This is a genomic window from Telluria sp. AIW5, from assembly GCF_056680575.1.
Genome location: NZ_CM155289.1, coordinates 2,033,333 through 2,056,400 on the forward strand (window position 1 = coordinate 2,033,333; position 23,068 = coordinate 2,056,400).

18 protein-coding genes are annotated in these 23,068 nt (G+C 65.5%); 13 read left to right on the plus strand and 5 right to left on the minus strand.

Annotated features, from left to right (window positions below):
• Positions 1-4: 4 nt before the first annotated feature.
• The 4 genes from AC1MEM_RS08985 to AC1MEM_RS09000 all read left to right on the plus strand — a co-directional run bounded on the left by AC1MEM_RS08985 (position 5) and on the right by AC1MEM_RS09000 (position 5,007).
• Entirely contained in the window at positions 5-2,536 is a 2,532-nt protein-coding gene (locus AC1MEM_RS08985) for an ABC transporter permease (protein WP_499476710.1), read from the plus strand.
• Between the two features lie 88 nt (positions 2,537-2,624).
• Positions 2,625-3,014, plus strand: a complete 390-nt coding sequence (locus AC1MEM_RS08990) for a group II truncated hemoglobin (protein WP_499476711.1) — start codon at positions 2,625-2,627, stop codon at positions 3,012-3,014.
• The gene (locus AC1MEM_RS08995; RefSeq protein ID WP_499476712.1) at positions 3,014-4,324 is read left to right on the plus strand and encodes a DNA recombination protein RmuC; all 1,311 of its coding nucleotides are present in this window, start codon (positions 3,014-3,016) and stop codon (positions 4,322-4,324) included. The genes AC1MEM_RS08990 and AC1MEM_RS08995 overlap by 1 nt, the downstream gene beginning before the upstream one ends.
• A gap of 143 nt (positions 4,325-4,467) precedes the next feature.
• Positions 4,468-5,007: an REP-associated tyrosine transposase gene (locus AC1MEM_RS09000; protein ID WP_499477609.1), complete on the plus strand. Its 540-nt coding sequence runs from the start codon at positions 4,468-4,470 to the stop codon at positions 5,005-5,007.
• Positions 5,008-5,082: 75 nt separating this feature from the next.
• Here AC1MEM_RS09000 and moeA read toward each other — a convergent pair whose 3' ends face one another.
• The 4 genes from moeA to AC1MEM_RS09020 form a co-directional block, all read right to left on the minus strand.
• Entirely contained in the window at positions 5,083-6,960 is a 1,878-nt protein-coding gene (gene moeA / locus AC1MEM_RS09005; RefSeq protein WP_499476713.1) for a molybdopterin molybdotransferase MoeA, read from the minus strand.
• A gap of 6 nt (positions 6,961-6,966) precedes the next feature.
• Complete coding sequence (gene moaA, locus AC1MEM_RS09010) at positions 6,967-8,076, minus strand: GTP 3',8-cyclase MoaA (protein WP_499476714.1); 1,110 nt, start codon at positions 8,074-8,076, stop codon at positions 6,967-6,969.
• Complete coding sequence (gene chrA, locus AC1MEM_RS09015; protein WP_499476715.1) at positions 8,069-9,418, minus strand: chromate efflux transporter; 1,350 nt, start codon at positions 9,416-9,418, stop codon at positions 8,069-8,071. Before chrA ends, moaA begins: the two co-directional genes overlap by 8 nt.
• Positions 9,419-9,490: 72 nt before the next feature.
• Positions 9,491-12,556: an Rne/Rng family ribonuclease gene (locus AC1MEM_RS09020; RefSeq protein WP_499476717.1), complete on the minus strand. Its 3,066-nt coding sequence runs from the start codon at positions 12,554-12,556 to the stop codon at positions 9,491-9,493.
• A 656-nt stretch (positions 12,557-13,212) separates the two neighbouring features.
• On the opposite strand from AC1MEM_RS09020, the gene AC1MEM_RS09025 reads away from it, so the two are divergent.
• From AC1MEM_RS09025 to AC1MEM_RS09040, 4 genes are all read left to right on the plus strand, one after another.
• A complete protein-coding gene (locus AC1MEM_RS09025; RefSeq protein WP_499476718.1) occupies positions 13,213-14,193 on the plus strand; it encodes an RluA family pseudouridine synthase in 981 nt (326 codons plus the stop codon).
• A 67-nt stretch (positions 14,194-14,260) separates the two neighbouring features.
• Positions 14,261-14,920 (plus strand): HAD-IIIA family hydrolase, encoded by a 660-nt coding sequence (locus tag AC1MEM_RS09030; RefSeq protein WP_499476719.1) that lies wholly within the window; start codon positions 14,261-14,263, stop codon positions 14,918-14,920.
• An 8-nt stretch (positions 14,921-14,928) separates the two neighbouring features.
• The gene (locus AC1MEM_RS09035) at positions 14,929-15,294 is read left to right on the plus strand and encodes a Rieske (2Fe-2S) protein (RefSeq protein WP_499476721.1); all 366 of its coding nucleotides are present in this window, start codon (positions 14,929-14,931) and stop codon (positions 15,292-15,294) included.
• A 103-nt stretch (positions 15,295-15,397) separates the two neighbouring features.
• Positions 15,398-16,393, plus strand: coding sequence for a S49 family peptidase (locus AC1MEM_RS09040; RefSeq protein ID WP_499476722.1), 996 nt, complete (start codon positions 15,398-15,400; stop codon positions 16,391-16,393).
• A gap of 414 nt (positions 16,394-16,807) precedes the next feature.
• Here the strand turns inward: AC1MEM_RS09040 and AC1MEM_RS09045 are convergent, their stop codons facing one another.
• Complete coding sequence (locus tag AC1MEM_RS09045) at positions 16,808-17,098, minus strand: hypothetical protein (RefSeq protein WP_499476723.1); 291 nt, start codon at positions 17,096-17,098, stop codon at positions 16,808-16,810.
• Between the two features lie 226 nt (positions 17,099-17,324).
• Between AC1MEM_RS09045 and AC1MEM_RS09050 the strand changes: the two genes are divergently transcribed.
• From AC1MEM_RS09050 to AC1MEM_RS09070, 5 genes are all read left to right on the plus strand, one after another.
• Positions 17,325-18,047, plus strand: a complete 723-nt coding sequence (locus AC1MEM_RS09050) for a pseudouridine synthase (RefSeq protein WP_499476724.1) — start codon at positions 17,325-17,327, stop codon at positions 18,045-18,047.
• 102 nt (positions 18,048-18,149) lie between these two features.
• Positions 18,150-19,916: a CHASE2 domain-containing protein gene (locus AC1MEM_RS09055; RefSeq protein ID WP_499476725.1), complete on the plus strand. Its 1,767-nt coding sequence runs from the start codon at positions 18,150-18,152 to the stop codon at positions 19,914-19,916.
• 17 nt (positions 19,917-19,933) lie between these two features.
• Positions 19,934-20,593, plus strand: coding sequence for a hypothetical protein (locus AC1MEM_RS09060; RefSeq protein ID WP_499476726.1), 660 nt, complete (start codon positions 19,934-19,936; stop codon positions 20,591-20,593).
• 65 nt (positions 20,594-20,658) lie between these two features.
• Complete coding sequence (locus AC1MEM_RS09065) at positions 20,659-21,858, plus strand: M48 family metalloprotease (protein WP_499476727.1); 1,200 nt, start codon at positions 20,659-20,661, stop codon at positions 21,856-21,858.
• Between the two features lie 175 nt (positions 21,859-22,033).
• On the plus strand, positions 22,034-23,035 hold the full coding sequence (locus tag AC1MEM_RS09070) for a phospholipase A (protein WP_499476729.1): 1,002 nt from the start codon (positions 22,034-22,036) through the stop codon (positions 23,033-23,035).
• Positions 23,036-23,068: the final 33 nt, after the last annotated feature.

A 23,068-nucleotide genomic window follows, 5' to 3' on the forward strand; every position in this document is an offset into this window, starting at 1 on the left:
GCCAATGTTCCGCCAGTCCCTCCGCATGACCGCGCGCGACTGGCGCGCGGGCGAACTGCGCTTCCTGCTGGTGGCGCTGGTCGTGGCGGTGTCGGCTTTATCGTCGGTCGGCTTCTTCATCGATCGCATGCGCGCGGGACTGGCGCGCGATGCCAACCAGCTGCTCGGCGCCGACCTGCTGGTGAACGCCGACAACCCGGTGCCGCCCGCCTGGCGCCAGGAAGCGCAGCGGCGCGGCCTGCTGCTGGCCGACACCGTCACCTTCCCCAGCATGGCGCAAGGCGGGGAGGGCGAGGCCTCTCAAGCCCAGCTGGCCTCGATCAAGGCCGTGTCGAACGGCTATCCGCTGCGCGGGATCCTGCGTACCACCACCGATCCGGTCGCGGCCGGCGCGGCGCGCGGCACGCCTGCCGGTGCGATTCCAGCTCCGGGCACCGTCTGGGTCGACCCCAACCTGCTGCCTGCGCTGAACGTGAAAGTCGGCGGCCCGCTCCAGGTGGGCGAGCGCCGCTTCACGATCGCCCGGCTGATCGCGGCCGAACCCGACCGCGGCGCCTCCTTCGCCAACTTCGCGCCGCGCGTGATGCTGTCCTTGTCGGACCTGAAGTCGACCGGCCTGGTCGACGATTTCGCGCGCGTCACCTATAAACTGCTGGTGGCAGCGCCCTCGAACAACGACCTGGCGCGGGTGCGCGAATTCGACGCCTGGCTGCGCGCGCGGATCGCTGCCGGGAATATCAAAGGCGTGCGCATCGAGTCAATCGAAAACGGCCGGCCCGAGATGCAGGCCACGCTGGAACGCGCCGACCGCTTCCTGTCGCTGGTCGGCCTGCTCTCGGCCATGCTGGCGGCGGTCGCCGTGGCGATGGCCGCGCGCCGCTTCATGCAGCGCCACCTGGACGCCTGCGCCATGCTGCGCTGCCTCGGCATGACGCAAAATGGCGTCGGCGCGCTCTACCTGATCGAATTCGCCATCGTCGGCCTGGCGGGCAGCGTCATCGGCGTGCTGGTCGGCTTCGGCGCCCACTTCGTGCTGCTTCAGTTGATCGGCACGCTGCTCCCGAGCGACCTGCCGCCGGTCTCGCCGCTGCCGGCTTTGCAGGGGATCGCCACCGGCATGCTGCTGCTGGTCGGCTTCGCGCTGCCGCCGGTCCTCCAGTTGCGCAACGTGCCGCACAACCGCGTGATCCGGCGCGAGCAGGCTGCGCCGCAGCCGATGGCGCTTGCCACCTACGGCCTTGGCATCGGCGTGTTTGTCGCCTTGCTGCTGTGGCAAGCGGGGGACCCGAAGCTCGCGCTGCTGACGGCCGGCGGCTTCCTGGGCGGCTTCGCGGTCTTCGCGCTGGTCGCCTGGCTCGCACTGAAACTCTTGCGGCGGCTGCGCGGCATGTCGACGCACCAGGGCTGGCGCTTCGCCATCACCTCGCTGCAGCGCCGTCCCGGTGCGACCATCGTGCAGGTGGTGTCGCTGGCGCTGGGGCTGATGGCGCTGCTCTTGCTGACCGTGGTGCGCGGCGACCTGGTCGCGGCCTGGCAGCGCGCCACGCCGGAGAATGCGCCGAACCGCTTCATCATCAACGTGCTGCCCGAACAGAAAGAAGATGTGGCACGCCGCATCGCGGGCGCGGGCGTCGAGAAACCCGTGCTGTACCCGATGATCCGCGGCCGCCTGACGGCCGTGAACGGCAAGGCCATCACGCCCGCGACCTATACGAGCGACGATGCGCAGCGTCTCGCAAACCGCGAATTCAACCTGTCGACGATGGCGCAGGCGCCCGAAGGCAACGACATCGTCGCCGGCAAGTGGTACGCGGATGCGGCGGGCGTGTCCGAGGCCTCGGTGGAGCAGGGCATTGCGAAAACCCTCGGCCTGAAACTGGGCGACGTGATGCGCTTCGACATGGCCGGCATCGTGGTCGACGCGAAGGTGACGAGCCTGCGCAAGCTCGAATGGGGTTCGATGCGCGCCAACTTCTTCGTCATCATCAATCCGCAGGCGATGGCGAATGCGCCGGCCACCTACATGACGGCCTTCCACTTGCCGCAGCAGGGCGCCGGCCTTGCGAACACGCTGGCGCGCACGTATCCGAACCTGACCGTGATCGACGTCAGCGGCATCATCCGGCAGGTGCAGGAGGTGGTCGACCAGGTCGTGGTGGCGGTCGAATTCCTGTTCCTGTTCACGCTCGCCTCGGGCGTGCTGGTGCTGTATGCGGCGCTGATGGGCTCGACCTCGGAACGCACGCGCGAAGCGGGCCTCTTGCGTGCGCTGGGCGCCACGCGCCGGCAGCTGGCGCAGGCGCAGCGCATCGAGTTCGTGCTAATCGGCGGGCTGGCCGGCCTGCTGGCCGCGTCCGGCGCCGCGCTGCTGGGCTGGGCGCTGGCCAACTACCAGTTCAAGTTCCCCTGGAGTTTCGAACCCGGCGTCTGGCTGGCCGGGCTCGTGGCCGGGATCGTGTGCGCATTGGCTGGCGGCTGGCTGGGACTGCGCAGCGTGCTGAGGCAGCCGCCGCTGCAGACGCTGCGCGAAGCGTAGGCGCATGCGCTGACCGTAGGGGTGGACGGCTCCGCCGTCCACGCGTCCACGCCCCCACGGCCCGCTTCCGCTGCGCTATCATGACGCCATGTCCGAGAACCAAACCCTGTACGAAATCATCGGCGGCGAGACGCGCCTGCGCGAACTGGTCGACCGCTTTTATGACCTGATGGAGCTGGAGCCCGAATTCGCGGGCATCCACGCGATGCATCCCAAGCCGAACGACAGTTCGCGCGAAAAACTCTTCATGTTCCTGTCGGGCTGGATGGGCGGGCCCGACCTCTTCGTCGAGCGCCATGGCCACCCGCGCCTGCGCGCGCGCCATTTACCGTTCGGGATCGGCACCAGCGAGCGCGATCAATGGCTGCGCGCGATGGCCTGGGCGATGGAAGACATCGGCATCGAGGAAGATCTGCGGATGCGGCTGATGCAGTCCTTCTACCAGACCGCCGACTGGATGCGCAACAAGGCCGACTGATGTCCACTTTCCAATTTGCGGTGTTGGTGGCCGGCGTACTCGCCGTGATCGCCTTGCAGGTGCTGCTGCTCCTGCGCGGCCGGAGCAGCGGCAGCGCGCTCGCCTTCGAGCGCCTCGAGCGCGAGCTGCGCCAGGAGTTGCAGCACAGCGCACAGGCCACGCGCCAGGAACTGGCCGGCCACATGGGACAGCACCAGGGGGCGATCGTCCAGCAGTTAGAGAGCATGCGCCAGCAGATGCAGTTGCACGCCGCAGGTGGGCGCGAAGAGCAGGCGCGGTCCTTGAAGCGCTTTGCCGACACGCTGCAGCAGACCCTCGCCAACCTCACCGAATCGAACGCCCAGCGCATGCTGGAAGTGCGGGCCACGCTCGAGCACAAGATCCGCGACCTGCAACTTGACAACGCCAAGCGCCTGGAAGAGATGCGCCAGACGGTCGACGAAAAGCTGCACACGACGCTGGAGACGCGCCTCAGCGAATCGTTCCGCCAGGTCTCCGAGCGCCTCGAAAAGGTGCACCAGGGACTGGGGGAGATGCAGCAGCTGGCGATCGGCGTCGGCGACCTCAAACGCGTGCTGACCAACGTGAAAACGCGCGGCACATGGGGCGAAGTGCAGCTCGAGATGCTGCTCGAGCAGGTACTGACCGTCGACCAGTATGCGAAGAACGTCGAGACCGTGGCGGGCACGAATGCGCGCGTCGAATTCGCGATCAAGCTGCCGGGCGTGACCGACGGCGGCGCGCCGCTATGGCTGCCGATCGACGCCAAGTTCCCGAAGGAGCAGTACGAGCGCCTGCTCGAATCCCAGGACCGCGCCGATGCCGAGGGCGTGGCGAAATACGGGGCCGAACTGGAACGCGCGGTGCGCACTGAAGCGAAGACGATCTGCGAAAAATACGTCTCGCCGCCGCAAACGACGGACTTTGCGATCCTGTTCCTGCCGACCGAAGGCCTGTACGCCGAAGTCATGCGCCGCCCGGGCCTCGCCGACGACCTGCAGCGCACGCTGCGCGTGACGATCGCCGGCCCCTCGACCCTGTCGGCGCTGCTCAACAGCCTGCAGATGGGCTTCCGCACGCTGGCGCTGGAAAAGCGCTCGTCGGAAGTGTGGCAGGTGCTGGGCGCGGTGAAGACCGAGTTCGGCAAGTTCGGCGACGTGCTGGCCGCGACCAAGCTGACGCTGGAGAAGGCGGCGAAGAACATCGAGAACGCGGAGGTGCGCAGCCGGCAAATGGCGAGGAAGCTGAAGTCGGTGGAGGCGCTGCCGAGCGAGGCGGCTCAACTAATGCTCGGGCCGGAAGACTCGTAGGGTGGGCGCCCCGTGCCCACCGGAACTTTGCACTGACGCGATGCCTGTCGGAATCAATGCCGCTGCGTCGCGTTGACGCCTCTCATTAATCATCTTCGCTGCATAACGTACGGCCGCGCGCGCACTCTACAATGCGCGCCACCATGCCTCGATACCGCCGCGCTCGCACTGGCCCCACATACTTTTTCACCTTGGTGTCGTTCCGGCGCCAACCGATCCTGTGCCTTCCTCCAATGCGCTCGGCATTGCGTCGGGCGCTGGAGGACGTTCGCATCACACGGCCGTTCGACATTGATGCGTGGGTGCTCATGCCCGATCACCTGCATTGCATCTGGACCTTGCCCGACGGAGACGTCGATTATTCGACGCGCTGGGCGCTCATCAAGAATTCGGTATCCCGCTTCGCCGGGGTATCTGGGCCTACTGCAGGCACTGCCAGTACGTCACGCATCAAACATCGTGATGCCGCCATCTGGCAGCGCCGGTTTTACGAGCATCAGATCCGCGATGAACGCGATTTCGAAAGGCACATGGATTACGTCCATGTCAATCCCGTTCGTCACGGACATGCCGCAAGTGCGGCGGAGTGGCCCTATTCGACGTTTCATCGGTATGTGCGAGAAGGTTTATATCCTTCGGATTGGGGTGGAACGCAGCCGGCGAAGTCGATGTGGATGGAGTAGGGTAGTGCAATTCGGAGACGATCGTACCCGCGTGGGCACGGGGCGCCCACCCTACAGATGCGATGTCGATATGCGTTACACCAGCCCTTCGAACATCAGCACATCCACCATATCCCCCGGCGCCACATTCCCCTGCCCATCGTGCAGCACCACCATGCAATTCGCCTCCGACATCGAGCGTAAAATGCCCGAGCCCTGCGAGCCCGTGATTGCGACCATCGGCACCCCGTCCTCGCCCTGCGTCAAAATCCCGCGCTGGTATTCCGTGCGCCCCGGCTTCTTGCGGATTGCGCCCGCTGAGCGCGCACGCAGCAGCGGCAGCGGCGCGTCCGCCCCCATCATGCGTAGCAGGGCTTCGCGCGCGAAGAAGTAGAACGAGACCATCACCGCCACCGGATTGCCCGGCAGCCCGAACAGGAACGCGCTGTGGCCGTTCGAAGCAACGCGGCCGAACGCGAGCGGCCGGCCGGGACGCATGCCGATCTTCCAGAACGTGACGTCGCCCAGGCGCGCCATGATCTGCTTCGTGTAGTCGGCCGCGCCGACCGAGACGCCACCCGAGGTGATGATGGCGTCCGCGTTTTCGCAGGCGCTGCGCAGCGCTTCTTCCAGCGCGGCCGGGTCGTCGCGCACGATGCCCATGTCGATGATGTCGCAGCCGAGGCGCTGCAGCATGCCGTAGATCGTGTAGCGGTTGCTGTCGTAGACGCTGCCCTCGTCGAGCGCCTGGCCGATCGAGCGCAGCTCGTCGCCGGTCGAGAAGAAGGCCACGCGCAGGCGGCGCCGCACCGGCACTTCGGCAATGCCGAGCGAGGCGACCAGGCCGAGGTCGGCCGGGCGAATCACCTTGCCGGCTTTCAGCGCGGCGCTGCCCGCTTGTAAATCTTCGCCGGCGAAGCGGCGGTTGTCGCCGGCTTTCAACACGCCCGCCGCGATCACGATCGACTCCTGACCCTCTTCAGCCACGAATTCCTGCGGGATCACGCTGTCGCAGCCGGCCGGCATGACGCCGCCGGTCATGATGCGCACGCATTCGCCGGCTTTCGGCGCCACGTCGATCGGCTTGCCCGCATACACGGTGCCGATGACGTTCAAACGCAGCTGCCCATCAACGGGCAAATCCTCGCCGCGCAGCGCATAGCCGTCCATCGCCGAGTTGTCGTGCGCCGGCACGTTGATCGGCGAGACGATGTCGCGCGCCAGCACGCGGCCGAGCGCGGCGCGCAGCGCGACCTGTTCGACAGCCTGCACGGGCTGCACGAAGTCGCGGATGATGCGCTGGGCGTCCTTGACCGGCAGCGCATCCGGATCGTAGGCCGAGAGACAGCTCGTCACGTCCGCCAGGCGCGGCGCACGTGTCGTATCGAGGCTGTGCAGCTCATCGAGTGTATTGATGTTGCGGAAGGCGTCGACGTCCTCGAACAGCACCTCGACCGCCTTCAAATCCGTGTACCAGCCATCCATGCGGCGTCCGCCCTCGGCCAGATACCGGGACAGGATCGGCAGCAGCGCGGCCTTCACCAGGCAGAACACCGGATGCGGCTGCGGGCGCTGTCCCGGCTCCTGCGTCACGGCAAAGGCGAGGTCCGCATCCTGCGCGCGCAGCGCGGCCAGCAAGCGGGACGCCAGGTCCGGCGGCAGGAAGGGCGAATCGCAGGGCGCGGTGAGCAGGTATTCGGTCCGGCAGCGCCGCATGCCGGTTTCCATGCCGGCCAGCGGACCGGCGAACCCGGCGAGGTCGTCCGGCCACACCGGCACGCCGAGCGCCGCATAGGTGTCCAGGTTCTGGTTGGCGTTGATCGCCACCTGCGCTACCTGGGGCGCGAGCCGTTCCAGCACGTGCGCCGCCATGGTTTTGCCGCGAAACGGCTGCAGGCCCTTGTCGACCTGGCCCATGCGCGTGCCGCGTCCGCCCGCGAGGATCAGCCCGCTGATCGATGCTTGTTGTGTCATTGATTCTTAACCGCCAATGTAGGACATTTCAACTTTGCGCGCGCCGCGCTCGAGGCCCGTCGTGTCGGCCGTGCGCGTTTCGGAATAGCGATCCGTGCGGCCTTGCCACAGCTGGGCAATCGCCCCGCCGATGGCCAGGTCGTCGTGGCCGGCGCGCAGCAGGGCGCGCAGGTCGTGGCCGCGGGTGGCGAACAGGCAGGTGTACAGCTTGCCTTCGGTGGACAGGCGCATGCGGCTGCAATCCTTGCAAAAGGCGCCGGTGACGCTGGAGATGACGCCGACTTCGCCGCCGCCGTCCAGGTAGCGCCAGCGCGCGGCCGTCTCGCCCGTGTAGTTGGCCGCGGCCGGCACCAGGGGCAGCTCGGCGCCGATGCGTCGAATCACTTCGCCGGATGGCACCACTTCGTCCATGTTCCAGCCATTCGATGCGCCGACATCCATGTATTCGATGAAGCGCAGGATCGTCGGCGAGCCTTTGAAATGGCGCGCCATCGGCACGATCTGGTCGTCGTTCGTGCCGCGCTTGACGACCATGTTGACTTTCACCGGTCCCAGGCCGGCCGCGTGCGCCGCGTCGATCCCGGCCAGTACGTCGGCCACTGAAAAGTCGACGTCATTCATGCGCTTGAATACTGAATCGTCGAGCGCGTCGAGCGAGACCGTGACCCGGTCGAGGCCAGCTTCTTTCAACACACGCGCTTTCCGAGCCAGCAGCGAGCCGTTGGTCGTGAGCGTCAGGTCGAGCGGCCGTCCGGATGGCGTCGGCACGGTGCGCAGCATCGCCACCAGGTGTTCGAGGTTCTTGCGCAGCAGCGGTTCGCCCCCGGTCAGGCGGATCTTCTCGACGCCGTGCGCCACGAACAGGCGCGCCACGCGTGTGATTTCCTCGAACGAGAGCAGGTCGCCATGCGGTAAATAAGGATAGTCCTTGCCGAACACTTCCTTCGGCATGCAGTAAACGCAGCGGAAATTGCAGCGGTCGGTGACGGAAATGCGCAGGTCGTGCAGGGGACGCGACAAGGCATCGGTCAGGATGCCGCCGGGCGCCACGGGCACCGCCGGGACCGCCAGCGTAGGCGCGCGCAGGTCGTGCAGCATGATGATTTTTTCAGACATGCCAATACGATAGCACGAGCCCCGCTGCCGCACAGGCGGCGATCAGGCTGATGGTACCGACCTTGTAGCGCAGCAGGGCGATTGCGGCCAGCAGGCCGAGCACGATCGCCTGTGGCTGGACGCTGCCGCCGGCGTAAAAGACCGCGCGCCCGAAGTAGAGCGCCAGGCTGGCGATCACGCCGACCACCGCCGCCGAGATCGCGGTCAGGGGGGCGGTCAGGCGCAGGTTGCCGCGCGTGGACTCGACCAGCGGGCCGCCGGCGAGGATGAAGACGAACGAGGGGATGAAGGTGAACAGCGCGGCGACGGTAGCGCCGGCGATCCCGCCCAGCCACGGCGCGGCCGCCCCGAATACCGTGTGCGTCCAGCCGCCGACAAAGCCGACAAAGGCGACGATCATGATCAGGGGGCCGGGCGTGGTCTCGCCCAGCGCCAGGCCGTCGATCATCTGCGGCGCGCTGAGCCAGCCGTAGTGCTCGACCGCGCCCTGCACCACATACGGCAGCACGGCATAGGCGCCGCCAAAGGTCAGCATGGCCGCCTTGGTGAAGAACCAGCCCATCTGCGCCAAGGTGCCGTGCTGGCCACCCCAGGCTGCCAGCAGCACCCAGCTTGCCAGCATCAGGCCGGCGCCAGCCAGCACGACCGCTGCCAGGCGCCTGCGCGAAAAGCGGGCGTGTCCGGGCGTCGGCGTATCGTCGTCGATGAGGGCGCGCGGCCGCCCGGCGTCCGCTTCACGGTGAGCACCGTGCGTACCGCCTGGCTGGAAAGCCTGTGGCCGCAGCCGCGCGCCCAGCATGCCGGCCAGCGCCGCCGCCAGCACGATCAGCGGGAAGGGAAGCTGGAGCAGGGCGATGGCGACAAAGGCGGCGCCGGCAATCGCGATCAGCACGCCGTTTTTCAGCGTGCGGCTGCCGATGCGCCAGGCGGCGGCCAGCACGATCGCCACCACCGCCGGCTTGATGCCGTTCATGATGCCGGCCACCACCGCCAGGTGTCCGAAGGCGAGATAGATCCAGGAGAGCCCGATCAGGATCAGCAGCGAAGGCAGGATGAACAGCACCCCGGCGATGATGCCGCCGCGCGTGCGGTGCAGGAGCCAGCCGATGTACACCGCCAGTTGCGTCGCTTCGGGACCGGGCAGCAGCATGCAGTAGTTCAGCGCGTGCAGGAAGCGGCCTTCGGAAATCCAGCGCCGGCGCTCGACCAGTTCCGTGTGCATCAGCGCGATCTGCCCGGCCGGGCCGCCGAAGCTGATGAAGCCGAGCTTGAGCCAGTAGAGGAAGGCTGTGCGCAGGCTGACGGAGGCCGGGGTAGAAGCGGGAGCTGGATGAGCGTTCATATGCAGGTCGCATCGCAAAATAAAAAAAGGGAAGCACGCGGCTTCCCTTTCGGTTGAGTCAACCCGGCACGATTACTGGCGCGTGTCGACCTGGACCAGCGGCTCGTCGGCCAGCTTCGGCACCGGCTTGCGGGCACGGCCGACGCGCACCGGGGCGGCTGCCTGGGCGGCCGCTTCCTGGGCTGCGCGCAGCTTTTCCGGATCGGTCGCGGCCAGCGTCAGGCCGGCGGCGCCGAGCGCTTCGCTCAGGTCGGCGATGGCCGCTTGCGGAGCCGGAGCCGGTGCAGGTGCAGGTGCAGGAGCCGGAGCCGGAGCAGCGACCGGGGCCGGAGCAACCGGCGCCGGGGCAGGCGCCGGAGCAGGAGCGACCGGCGCAGCAGCAGGCGCCTCGGCAACTGGCGCAGGAGCGGCAGGTGCTTCCACCACAGGCGCCGGAGCGGCTTGCACCGGAGCGGCTTGCACCGGCTCGGCGGCTGCCGGTTTCGGCTGGGCCGCGGCGATCGATGCGGCGGTCGGGAAGAACCAGGTCTGGTTCGTCGCTGCCGGCACGCCGAAGATCGGCGCCGGTGCTGGCTTGGCAACCGGGGCCGGAGCGACCTTGGCGGCAGCCTTGGCCTGGGCAGCGGCGACCGATGCGGCGGTCGGGAACGGCCACGGCGCCTGGGCGGCGGCCTGCTTGCGGCCACGGCCACGGCCGGTCTTCTCGGCGGCGGCAACCTTGGCGGCTTCCTCGTCGGCGACCGGCATGAATGCCGGCGTACCTTCCTGTTCGCCCAGTTCGCCCGACTCGATTTCGTTGCCGTCGCGGTCGCGGCGGTTACGGTTGCGGCCACCACGGCGGCGGCGGCGGCGCGGCTCGTCGCCTTCGCCCTCGATTTCTTCGCCTTGCGGGCCGGTGCTGGTCACCGCCTTGACGGCGTGCTCGAGCTGGTCGCCGTGCGGCGTCGTGGTCGACAGTTCGGATTCAGGCGTCGGGATCGCGGTGAGAACGTTCAGTTCCTCGGCCTTGGCTTCGACCGGCTGGCGTTCTGCGCGTTCGCGCGGCTGGCGCGGTGCGCGTTCCGGACGCTCGGCGCGCTCGGCACGCGGTGCGGCCTGGACTTCAGCGCCTTCGCGTGCCTCACGCGGAGCGCGCGGCTCGCGTGGCGGACGCGGTGGACGGGCTGGTTTGCCCTCGACCTCGCCTGCCTTGGCGGTTTCATCGACGCCCGCCTTGGCCGTCGTGTCGCGCTCTTCGCGATTACGCTCCGGCTTGCCGCCGCGGCCCTCGTTGCGGCCCTCATTGCGGCCCTCATTGCGTCCATTACGGGCACGCGGACCACGGCCGTTGCGCTCGGCTGGGCTCGGGGCGGCCGGCTTGACCGGCTCGGCAGCGACAGGCGCCGGCGCCGGGGCTTCCGGTGCACCGAAGAAGAAGCTCTTCAGCTTGCCGAAGAAGCCGACCGGCTCGGCAGCAACCGGAGCAGGAGCGACCGGCACTTCCACTGGCTTGACTGGTTTCGCCGCTTCGCTGCGGTCGACCACCGGCGCCGGCTGGGCCGGGGTGATGGTCTTGACCATGGCTTCCTGGCGCGGCTTGGCTTCTTCTTTCTGGCGCTTGCTGTAGGCCATGTCGGTTTCGGCCGTCTCGGCCAGGGTGTAGCTGGCGGCGGCTTCTTCCAGGCGCGGATCGTCGTGCTTGATGCGCTCGAGCTTGTAGTGCGGGGTGTCGAGGTGCTTGTTCGGCACCAGGATCACGGTGATGCGGTGGCGGTTCTCGATTTTCAGGACTTCGCCGCGCTTCTCGTTGAGCAGGAAGGCTGCGACGTCGACCGGCACCTGCACGTGAATGGTCGCCGAGTTTTCCTTCATCGCCTCTTCCTGGATGATGCGCAGGACTTGCAGGGCCGACGATTCGGTGTCGCGGATGTGGCCGGTGCCCGAGCAGCGCGGGCAGGTCACGTGCGAACCTTCGGACAGCGACGGACGCAGGCGCTGGCGCGACAGCTCCATCAAGCCGAAGCGCGAGATCTTGCCCATCTGGACGCGCGCACGGTCGTGGTGCAGGGCGTCCTTGAGGCGGGTTTCGACTTCGCGCTGGTTCTTGGCGACTTCCATGTCGATGAAGTCGATGACGATCAGGCCGCCCAGGTCGCGCAGGCGCAGCTGGCGCGCCACTTCGTCGGCCGCTTCGCAGTTGGTGTTGAAGGCGGTGGTCTCGATGTCCGAGCCGCGCGTGGCGCGTGCCGAGTTGACGTCGATGGAGACCAGCGCTTCGGTGTGGTCGATGACGATCGCGCCGCCCGATGGCAGCGGCACGGTGCGCGCGTAGGCGGTTTCGATCTGGTGTTCGATCTGGAAACGCGAGAACAGCGGCACGTCGTCGCTGTAACGCTTCACGCGGTGCGCCATGTCCGGCATCACGTGGCTCATGAACTGCTGGGCCTGTTCGTAGATCTCGTCGGTGTCGATCAGGACTTCGCCGATATCAGGCTGGAAGTAGTCGCGGATCGCGCGGATCACCAGCGACGACTCCTGATAGATCAGGAAGGCGCCCGAGGCCGACTTGCCGGCGCCTTCGATCGCGCGCCAGAGTTGCATCAGGTAATTCAGGTCCCACTGCAGTTCTTCGACGTTGCGGCCGATGCCGGCGGTGCGGGCAATCACCGACATGCCTTGCGGCAGGTCCAGCTTGTCCATCGTCTCGCGCAGTTCCTGGCGCTCTTCGCCTTCGACACGGCGCGATACGCCGCCGCCGCGCGGGTTGTTCGGCATCAGGACCAGGTAGCGGCCCGCCAGCGAGATGAACGAGGTCAGGGCGGCGCCCTTGTTGCCGCGTTCTTCCTTCTCGACCTGCACCATGATTTCCTGGCCTTCGCGCAGCGCTTCCTTGATGGAGGCATTGCGCACGTCGACACCCTCACGGAAATACGTGCGGGCAACTTCTTTGAAGGGGAGGAAGCCGTGGCGGTCTTCGCCGTAGCTGACGAAGCAAGCTTCGAGGGAGGGTTCGATACGGGTGATGACACCCTTGTAGATGTTCGACTTGCGCTGTTCGCGTCCGGCCGTTTCGATATCGATGTCGATCAGTTTTTGACCGTCGACGATCGCTACGCGCAACTCTTCTTGCTGCGTAGCATTAAACAACATACGTTTCATTATTCACTCCGCGACCCGTGGGCCGTTCCAAAGCCGCCTTGCCAGGGCGGCGGACTACAGGGACATACGCGGGAGGGGAGAGCTGGAGGGGGTGTATGCCCGGACGTGCGGCAGAGCGAGCATAAAACTCACTGCCGCAACGGGGCGCATGGAATCGATCGTCATGCCGAGGGCACGCCGCACCCGGGGCCGCTCATCCCGAGCGGCACAACAGGGTGCAGGCAATGCGCGCAAAACCAGCCTGACCGTTTACAGCGAACATTCCTGGACTTCGATGAGAGGCGAATGTAATCAGCCTTGACTTGAAGCCTGCAGGATGACGCCTGCAACGAGTCGGGCGAAACGACAAGCGTTATCGACACCATCAGCCGGCGAGCTTCCATCAGAAGCTTTCCGGTACTTATCCTTACAGTTCCAAACAATCCAATCCGGCACTCCTGCACGCGATCCGATTACAACTGCGGTGCAACCTTGAACGGCGCAGGAATGTGCGTACACGTTTTTTCCATCGAATTTGCAAGCCTGCGGGGCCGATGGAGCGCGCCCCTGTGTAAAATATCGTTTTAATTCTTACACCTGCAGAGGTTTCACCACCGCCTGTCGATTATATATTCAAAATGAAGGACTTAGAGAGAATTTCTGGGAAGACAGGCCACATGAAGATGCAAAACGATGTTGTTCCCCCTTCATCACAGGCGTTAGCAGCAACTTTCGTCACGATCACCGAAGAAGAAGCTGGACAGCGCATCGATAATTACCTGCTGCGCGTCTGCAAAGGCGTGCCGAAAAGCCATATTTACCGCATCCTGCGTTCCGGGGAAGTGCGGGTCAACAAGGGCCGCATCGACCAGCTGTACCGCCTGCAGATGGGCGACCTGGTGCGCATTCCGCCGATCCGCATCGCCGAAAAAACGCATACCGCGCCGGTGCCGGGCGCCGAGTTCCGCGTGGTGCATGAAGACAGCCACCTGCTGGTCATCGACAAGCCGGCCGGCGTTGCCGTGCACGGCGGCTCGGGCGTGTCGTATGGCGTGATCGAGCAACTGCGTGCCTCGCGTCCGGACGCGAAATTCCTGGAACTCGTGCACCGCCTCGACCGCGAGACCTCGGGTTTGCTCTTGCTGGCGAAAAAGCGTTCGGCGCTGACCAATTTGCACGAGCAGATGCGCGACGGCCATACGGACAAGCGCTACCTGGCCGCGGTGGCCGGCGACTGGACCAACAAGCGCCAGCACGTCAAATTGCCCCTGCATAAATTCTCGACGCCGGATGGCGAGCGCCGCGTCGTGGTCCAGGCGGGCGGCATGGAATCGCACACGATTTTCAATTTGTTGCGCAAATGGACGCATTTCGCCCTGCTGGAAGCGGAACTGAAAACCGGGCGTACCCACCAGATCCGGGTTCACCTGGCATCGTCGGGCTTTCCCATCCTCGGCGACGAGAAATACGGCGATTTCGCCTTGAACAAGCAGTTGCAGAAGGCCGATGCGACACGCGGCGCCCTGCGCCGGATGTTCCTGCACGCCTATAAAATCACGTTTACGCACCCGGAAACCGGCAAACCGATGACCCTGCAGGCACCCTTGCCAGCGGAATGTGACCGTTTCTTGTTAAGCTTGGGGCAAGCAATCAATTAGTAGGGTGGGCGGGAAACCCGCCCACCCTACGGGTAAATAAACAGGAGCCGGTGTAGAGCCGGAAGAAATGCCAAGAAAGCAATTTGATCTGATCGTGTTCGACTGGGACGGCACGCTGATGGACAGTACGGTCGCCATCGTCAGGTGCATCCAGGCGGCCGCGCGCGATGTCGGCCTGCCGGTGCCCAGCGACGAGGCCGCCGCCCACGTCATCGGCCTGGCCCTGCCCGAGGCGATGCAGGCCGCGGTGCCCGACATGGCGCCCGCGATGTATCCGCGCATGGTCGAGCGCTACCGTTACCACTTCCTGACGAAAGACCACGAACTGGTCCTGTTCAAGGGCGTTCGCGAGCTGTTGAACGAACTTTCGCAGCAAGGCTATTTCCTGGCGGTGGCCACGGGCAAGAGCCGGGTCGGGCTGAACCGGGCGCTGAACTCCTGCGGGCTGCTCTCGCTGTTCGATGCCACGCGCTGCGCCGACGAAACGTTTTCCAAGCCCCATCCCGCCATGCTGCAGGAGCTGACGCGCGAGCTGGGCCAGGACATGCGCCGCACCGTGATGATCGGCGACACGACGCACGACCTGCTGATGGCGAAAAACGCCGGCGCGGCCTCGATTGCCGTCGAGTACGGCGCGCATCCGGTCGACCAGCTGCAGGCCTGCCGCCCGTTGTACTCGGCCAAGACGGTGGCCGAGCTGCACGCCTGGCTGGCCGACTACGCGTGACGCCGGCGATGGAAGTGCTGATCTGCGATTCCGACGCCCTGGTCGACGGGGGGGAGGGCGTGCGCTTTCCCGTGGCCATGTTCGGCGAGACGGCGGTCGGTTTCGTCGTCCGTTTCCACGGCAAGCCCTACGCTTACCTGAACCGGTGTGCCCATGTCCCGATGGAATTGGACTGGGTACAAGGCCAGTTTTTTGAATCGAGCGGCGAATTCCTGATGTGCGCGACGCACGGCGCCGTCTACCGGCCCGAGACCGGCGTCTGCGCGGGCGGACCCTGCCGCGGCGGCAAGCTGCGCCCGATCGCGGTGCACGAGCACGAGGGCAAGGTGTATTGGCAGCCGGACGAGAGGATTGGTCTGCCGGCGGGCAATTGAAAGAAGTAACATTCATCGAAGAAGCATTCCTCTGGTAACACTTCTTCTAGTAACACTCCTTCTAGTAACACTCCTTTAACTCACGGGGCTGAACGACACCGTAATGAGCGAGAACATCAACAATGACGGGGACGGCCGGTTTACCGCCAACCCCACGGCAGGCAACTGGGAGCGCGATACGCTCGAAAAGCTCGTGTTCGCCACCATCAAGGAGCGGCGCGCCGCGCGGCGCTGGAGTATTTTCTTCCGGCTTGCCTTTTTGACCATCGTGGCGGTCGGGCTGTGGACGTATTTCGACCTGAGCCTGGGCGGCGGGGACGACGAAAACCTCGGCCGTCACACCGCCCTGATCGAAATTAGCGGCGAGATCGAAGCAGAAGGCAGCGGCGCGGCCGACAATGTCATTCCGTCGCTGAACAAGGCCTTTGCCGACGCCGGCTCGGCCGCCGTCGTGCTGCGCATCGACAGCCCCGGCGGCAGCCCGGTGCAGGCCGGCATCATCGTCGACGAAATCCGGCGCCTCAAGCGCGGCTACCCCGACAAGCCGCTGTATGTCGTCGTCGACGAAATCTGCGCCTCGGGCGGCTATTACATTGCCGCCGCCGCCGACCGCATCTATGTCAACAAGGCCAGCATCGTCGGCTCGGTCGGCGTGCTGATGGACAGTTTCGGCTTTACCGGCACCATGGAAAAGCTCGGTATCGAGCGCCGCCTGCTGACGGCCGGTGCGAACAAGGGTTTTCTTGATCCGTTCAGCCCGCAGTCCGAGAAGCACCGTGCCCACGCCCAGGAAATGCTGAACGAAATCCACCAGCAATTCATCAGCGTCGTGCGTGCCGGGCGCGGTGCGCGCCTGAAGGAAACGCCGGAGATGTTCTCGGGCCTGTACTGGACCGGCGCGAAGGCGGTCGACATGGGCCTGGCCGATGGCTTCGGCACGGTCGACACGGTCGCCCGCGACATCGTCAAGGCCGAAGATATTGTCGATTACACGGCGCACGAAGGCTTGCCGGAGCGGGTGCTGAAGAAGTTCGGCGCCTCGGTGGGCGAGGGCGCGATCAAGGCCATGTCGCACGTTACGCTTCCGAAACTTAACTGAGCTGAAACTGATCCTGCTCAATATGCTCTTGAATGTTCCGTAAAGTGGTCTATAGTGAACTTTGTAGTTCTTTCCAGGAGGGGCGATCAACAACAACGTGCCAACCTGTTCGCAATCGTTAAATCTGGCGACGCTACCCCCCGCATGCGTGCGGTTTCGAGAGAATTCAATTCCTCACAGTAAGAGCCCTTTCCGGGAGTGAAAACGACGGCGCAAGCCGTCGTTTTCATTTTGGGGCAGGATTGTTCGCGCCATCGCGAAGAATGCCGGAGGGGTAGGGTGGGCGCCCCGTGCCCACGCGTGACGCGTGCGCAATGTTGGCAGTGTCGCGTGCGCAATGTTGGCAGCGATTGCCGCCAACAATGACCGGCGTTCCGCGTGGGCACAGGGGCGCCCACCCTACGAGCCAAGGTTTCAAGCACCGCCATCGTCGGCCAGCGACTCTTCATGCTGCACAAAACCCCCGCTCTCGAGCCAGGCCTGGAAATCGCGCTGGGCGCGGGCAAACCAGGCGGCGCGCAGGGGCGCGTGTGCGTGTCCTTGCAGGTGCGGGACATTGCCGCCGGCCGTCCAGCGGGCCAGCGCCAGGCGGGTGGGGAAGTGGGCGCACTGAGAACGCGCCAGCGACAGGCGCGCCGCCCGGATCGACGCCGAGGCGACGGTCGGCATGGCGGCATCGTGTGGCGTGGATTTCACTGCTTGCATGTTGTCCTCTTTTTGGTAAGTAATTTGTCCTAGCGGCCTTCGTCGATTCCGGGCTCGCCGTAGGTCGATTCCTAATGGAGTTGAAGTCTATCAATGGATCTCCCGCCACGATTGATCTAGCGCAAACGCACGCATTGTTTCGATCCGCCCGGAAACAGAACGCCCCCGCCTTTGCCTGCCGCGCGCCTTCTGTGAAAGGCGCGCCCCTTCTGTTAAAGTCTCGCTCATGAGTAAATTATCCCTGGACCGTATCCTGCAATCGCAGGGTTTCGGCACCCGCAAGTATTGCCGCGCCCTGATCGAAGATGGCGATGTCGCCGTGAATGGCGCCATTGTCGACAACTACAAACTGACGGTCGACACAGATGCCCTGGTCCTGACCGTCTTCGACGAAGAATGGGTATATCGCGAGCACGTGTATATCGCGCTGTACAAACCGGCCAATTTCGAGTGTTCGCGCAAACCCAGCCACCATCCGGGCGTGCTGACGCTGCTGCCGGAACAGTTCGCCTGGCGCGACGTGCAGCCGGTCGGCCGCCTCGACCACGACACCACCGGCTTGCTGCTGATGTCGGACGACGGCCCCTTCATCCACGCCCAATCCTCGCCCAAGCGCCATGTGCCGAAGGTCTACCAGGCCACCACGGCCGAGCCGGTGACGCCTGAACTGGTCGAGCAATTGCTCGCCGGCGTACAGCTGCACGACGAACCGGCGCCGTTGCGCGCCGTGTCCTGCGTCCAGCATGGCGACAATGGCATCGAAATCGTGCTGGAGCAGGGCAAATATCACCAGGTCAAGCGCATGCTGGCTGCGGCGGGCAACCATTGCGGCGCGTTGCATCGCTCGGCGATCGGCGGCCTGACCCTGGAATCGCTGGGGCTGAAAGAAGGGGAGTGGTGTTTCCTGGAGCAGGCGCAGCTGGATTTGCTGGTGCCGCCAGCGGTTTAGTAAGGATTTCGTCAACAATGTTATTGCTATGTCTATTCTCTTAATTTATTATCGGTAACTTCCTCAAAGATAGCGACTATTGGTCGCTCACCCGGGTTGCCGATGATTTCCACGCTGCGCCGCTGCCTGACGCCCTTCGCCTCTCCCGGACTGGCACACCATTTCAAGCTTGACCTGCGGGCGGCGATGTTCACGGCCGCCCTGGTCGTGGTGGCCGAAAAGTTTCATCTGCTGGGCCTGCTGACCAAGATGTCGCTGCTGCTGGTGGCGAACCTGGCCACACCGGCGGACAACGCGGTTTTGCTGTCGGGCCCCGGCCCGGTGGTCGCCTATCTGCAGGAGCAGCACTGGGCCAGCCGCTACGGCGCCCGCTCGCCGCTCGACCGTTGCCTGCTGGCCGACGACATCGAGCGCATGCTGGCGCGCGGGCCGCGGACGCTCGCCATCGATTTCGATCTCTCACCCGGTCCCGGCGACACCGGTGCGCCATGCCAGGCGCGCCTGGACGCCGTGCTCGACCGCCATGGCCAGCGCCTGGTCGTGCTGGCGCCGCTGCGCACCCTGCCTGAATTTGTCGCCGCCAGGCAGGCATGGATGCTGGCGCGCTGCGCCAGCGGCCTGCGTTTCGGCGACGGTTCCCTCGACCAGTCGATGGGCGCAGTCATTGACGCCAGCGAGCACCGCATCAGCCTGGCGGTGGCGATGCACGACGCCGCTGCGGACGGTATTTGCGCACAGGTGCGCACCCGGCAAGGTGCCGATCGCTGGCTGCGCCGCGACGACGGAGCCGAGGAGGGCGCCGCAGCATCCTCCATGAAACCGATCAATTTCCGCGGCTTTGCCAGCAAGACGGTGGCGCTGCCGATGGACGACCCGCAGTTCGAGCAGATCGGCAACTGGGCGCAGCGCGACATGTTCTTTGGTGGCGATTACGGTCACGCCACGGATGACCAGTTCCTGACGCCGATCGGCAAGCTGCCCGGGGTGGCGATTCACGCCGCCCAGTTGTGGACCCTGAAAGAGCCGGTGCGGGAAGTGCCGCATACGCTGGCCTTCGCGCTCGATGTCGGCATGGCCTACCTGTGCTCGGTGGCGATCGTCGCGTTTTGGGGGAAATACGTCAACACGACCAGAAGCGGGGGCTGGGAAGCCCAGTTGGGCGCGCTCTGGGTAATGCTGTTCGTGCTCGTCTATGGCGTCCTGGTGCTGCTGCTATTCGACCTGGCATCGCGCCTGTTTGTCCAGGGCATATTGATCGCGCCGCTGCTGGTGGCCACCGTGATGTTGTTTGATGGATTCGTCAGCGGCCCGATCAGGGCCTTTGAAGAGGACAGGTCGAAAGACGAAAGTGAACGGGGGACCGGCCCCCTGCCCGGCAATACGCTGGCGCTGGTCGTACTGTTCTGCGCTCTGGCAGGGCTGGCCACGTTGGCGGCGGCTTTCCACCTGGCGCCCTCGGCTGCGCTGGTGCTGGCGCCCGTGCTGTTGCTGGGCGACCGGCTGCTCTCGGCGGCCTCCGCGCAAGCGCAAGACGAGCACAATGAGCATTCCTTGTTGAACATGCGCGGTTCGCTGATGGGCGGCATGCTCGGTGCATTCGGCATGGCCTGTTCGCCGCTGGGTGGCTGGACCATGATCGTTTTCGGGGCGCTGGCCGGAGCGCTGGTCGTGCCGATGGCGCTTGGCCTGGCGCTCGACCGGGCGCCGGCACTGCCGGGTACGCAGGCGCCGCCCTCCGGCTGGGACCGGTTTGGTCTGCCGGCGCCGCGCGACGCGGCGGCCTGCAGCGCGTTGCTGCTGTACCTGGTGCGGCAATTGAGCTTCTGGGCCGTGCTCGCCTACGCAATATTCTCAATGATGCATCACTAACCATCGAAGGCCCGATCATGAAATCCCGTCTTTTGTTGCTCGCTGGACTGGCCCCGCTGGCGGTCGCCGCAGCCGAGCCGGCGTGCACGGTCCCGGAACTGCCGAACAGCGCCGCGACGCAGCGCACCGCCGAGGCCGCCACTGCGCTGCGCGCCACCAATCCCTGCAAGCTCGTGCCGGGCATTCGCGCCAAGTCGCTGGCGAGCGTGTGGGCACGCCTGTTGTCGAGCACCAAGCTCGGCGGCCGCCGGCTCGACACCGAAGTGCCGCCGGGTTTGCCGAACGGCCTGGTACTGGCGCGGGGGGGCATGGTCCGCTTCGACTTCAGCGTGCTTGGTGACGAAAAGCCGCGCGCGCTGCGCGTGAGCGCCGGCACGCGTGTCCTGGCCGAATCCGGGCCGCTGAACGGTGTGCTCGACGTACCGGTAGGCAAGGGTTCCGCCGACATCGACTATACCTGGTCGCTGGTCACCGACCGCGGCAGCTACCGCGGCAGCTTCACCCTGCTGGGCGAGGCCGAGCGCGCCGATGTCGAGCGCCAGCTGGCCGGGCTGGCCGGCGCGCTGCTCGACGACACTACGCGCTTGCTCTACACAGCAGCCGTCTATGACGAAGCGGATCTGTATTCCGAGCGTGAACGCGCGCTGCTGCAGGCACGCCGGCTGATGCAGCTGTAAGGGCCGCCAGGCCGGAAAGCAAGACAGGCTCAGCCTGCGATCGAACCGACGGGGACAACACAAGAATGAAGACGACAACCTGGATCATGCTGGCGCTCGCCTGCTGCGCCACCGCCAATAGTGGAGCGCAGCAGGCAGTTGCGCCGGCTGCACCGCCGGAAAGCGGCCTGTTCGCGCGCGCCAGGGCGATGCTGACGCCAGCGGCTGGCTCCGAAACAACGGCGCCGAGCACGCTGGGCGGGGTGCTGGCCGGCCCGGGCCAGATCAAGCAGATCACGCAGGTCGCGCAGATCGCCGCGATCGAATACGATCCGGAGTGCAAGTCGATGGTGCAGCCCTTCGACGTGACCGACAACGTCAAGTCGATGATGCTGCTCGGCCTCGAACTGGGACTGAGCAAACTGCCCTATGTCGGCAACGGCAGCAACCAGAATACGGCGGCTCTGCTGCGCCAGGCAGGCAAAAGCCTGAACTGGCTGCCCGCCGATGCCGAGCGCATGCTGGGCGAACGCATGCATGCCGACCTGGCGGGCGAGCTGCTCGATCCGGAGCGCAAGAACGACAAGAAATTGATCGACCAGGCCGACCAAATGCTGCGCACGCTGCTGGCGCAAGTCGAAGTGCAGACGCCTTACCAGTTCCAGGTGGCGGTGCGCAAGAGCGCGGGCAATGCCCAGGCCCTGCCGGGCGGCTTCATCCACATCGACCGTGACCTGGTGGCCTTGCCGAAAAACAAAGAGCGCGCCTATTTCGCGCTGGCGCACGAGCTGGCCCACGTGTTGCAACGCCATGAAACGCGCGCCACCCAGGCGCGCCTGACCGATGCCATCGACAGCCTGGACGGCCTGAAACAGCTCATCACCACCACGAACAAGTCGCCGGCGGCAGTGTTGGCCTATGCCAGCGTCCTCTCGAGTCGCTTCGTGGCGTACTCGAAAGCCCAGGAAATGCAGGCGGACGCCTGCGCCGTACGCCTGCTCGATGGCCTGTACCCGGACCGGGCAAGCCTGGCCAGGGTGATCGGACATTTCCAGGACAGCCTGGGGCCGGAGGTGCCGGACAGTCCGGCCAACAGCGAGTTACAAGTGATGCTGGTCAATATCCAGCAGCTCGGCCGGCTCAACGACCAGCATCCGAATTCGCGCGAGCGCAAGCAAAACTTGGGCAAGATGTTGCAACAAGTGAGTGCCGCCCCGCGGCGCCCGGCGCGGCCGGCGAGGGTGGCATCGCCTGCGAGCGGCCCGGTGGCCTCCGGACAGTTCTGACGAGCACGCTTTTGATGGGCATGGCTCTCCGTCTTTGATATGCGTGCGCCATAAAAGCAGCAAATACATGACACTGCGTGCGAGCGGCGGTATTGGGCTGCCGCAAACTTCTATTTGATTAGAACAACAAGCAATGTCTTTTATTAAAATAATTCCCGCCTTTCCTGTACTGTTAATGGCCAGCGCTTATGCGCAAGAAGCGCCGAAATTCGTATCCGACTGCGCCAACATCACCGACAATGTGTCGCGCCTGGCCTGCTTCGACAAACTGGCCGCCGCCCCGGCGCCGCGTACCGAGGCAGCCGTCGTCGTCAATCCGGCCGACGGCACACCGCAAGCCGTGGCCACCGTCGCCGTCGTCACCGCTCAGCCTTCGGCCGAGAGCAGCGCCAAATTCAGCCAGCTCGACCATTGGGAACTCGACCAGCCGCATCGCCGCGGCGTGTTCAAATTCCGCCCGCATCACGCGAATTACCTGATCGCGACCCGCAGCTGGCGTGCAAACGACGCGCCCTACCTGCCGTACCGCGACCTGGCCGACACCGATGCGCGCCTGTCGAAGAGCGAACTGGCCTTCCAGCTCAGCTTCAAGATGAAGATGGTGGAAGGGGCGTTCGGCAAACCGGTCGACCTGTGGTTCGGCTATACCCAGAACAGTTTCTGGCAGGCTGCCAACAGCAAGGCCTCCAGCCCCTTCCGCGAAACAAACTACCAGCCGGAAGTGATGGCGATTGCGCCCCTGGCAATCGACCTCGGCGGCGTGAAACTGACCCATGCCGGCCTCGGCCTGAACCACCAGTCGAACGGCCAGTCGGGCTCGCTCTCGCGCAGCTGGAACCGCGTGTATGCCCAGCTCGGCATCGAGAAGGACGGTTTCTCGGCCACCGCCCGCGCCTGGAAACGGCTGAGCGAGGAGGACGACGACAATCCCGACATCGTCGACTACATGGGCCGCGGCGACCTGGCGCTGGCTTACCGCCGCGACGGCCACATCTATTCGTCCACGCTGCGCTACAACTTCCACACCAGCCGCGGCGCCATCCAGGCCGGCTGGGCTTTCCCGCTGGCAGGTAACGTCAGAGGTTACGCCCAGGTATTCGCCGGTTATGGCCAGAGCCTGATCGACTACAACTATTTCCAGCGGTCAATCGGCCTGGGCGTGCTCGCCACGTTCTGAACCTGGCTGCGCTGCACTACAATGGCGGCTTGA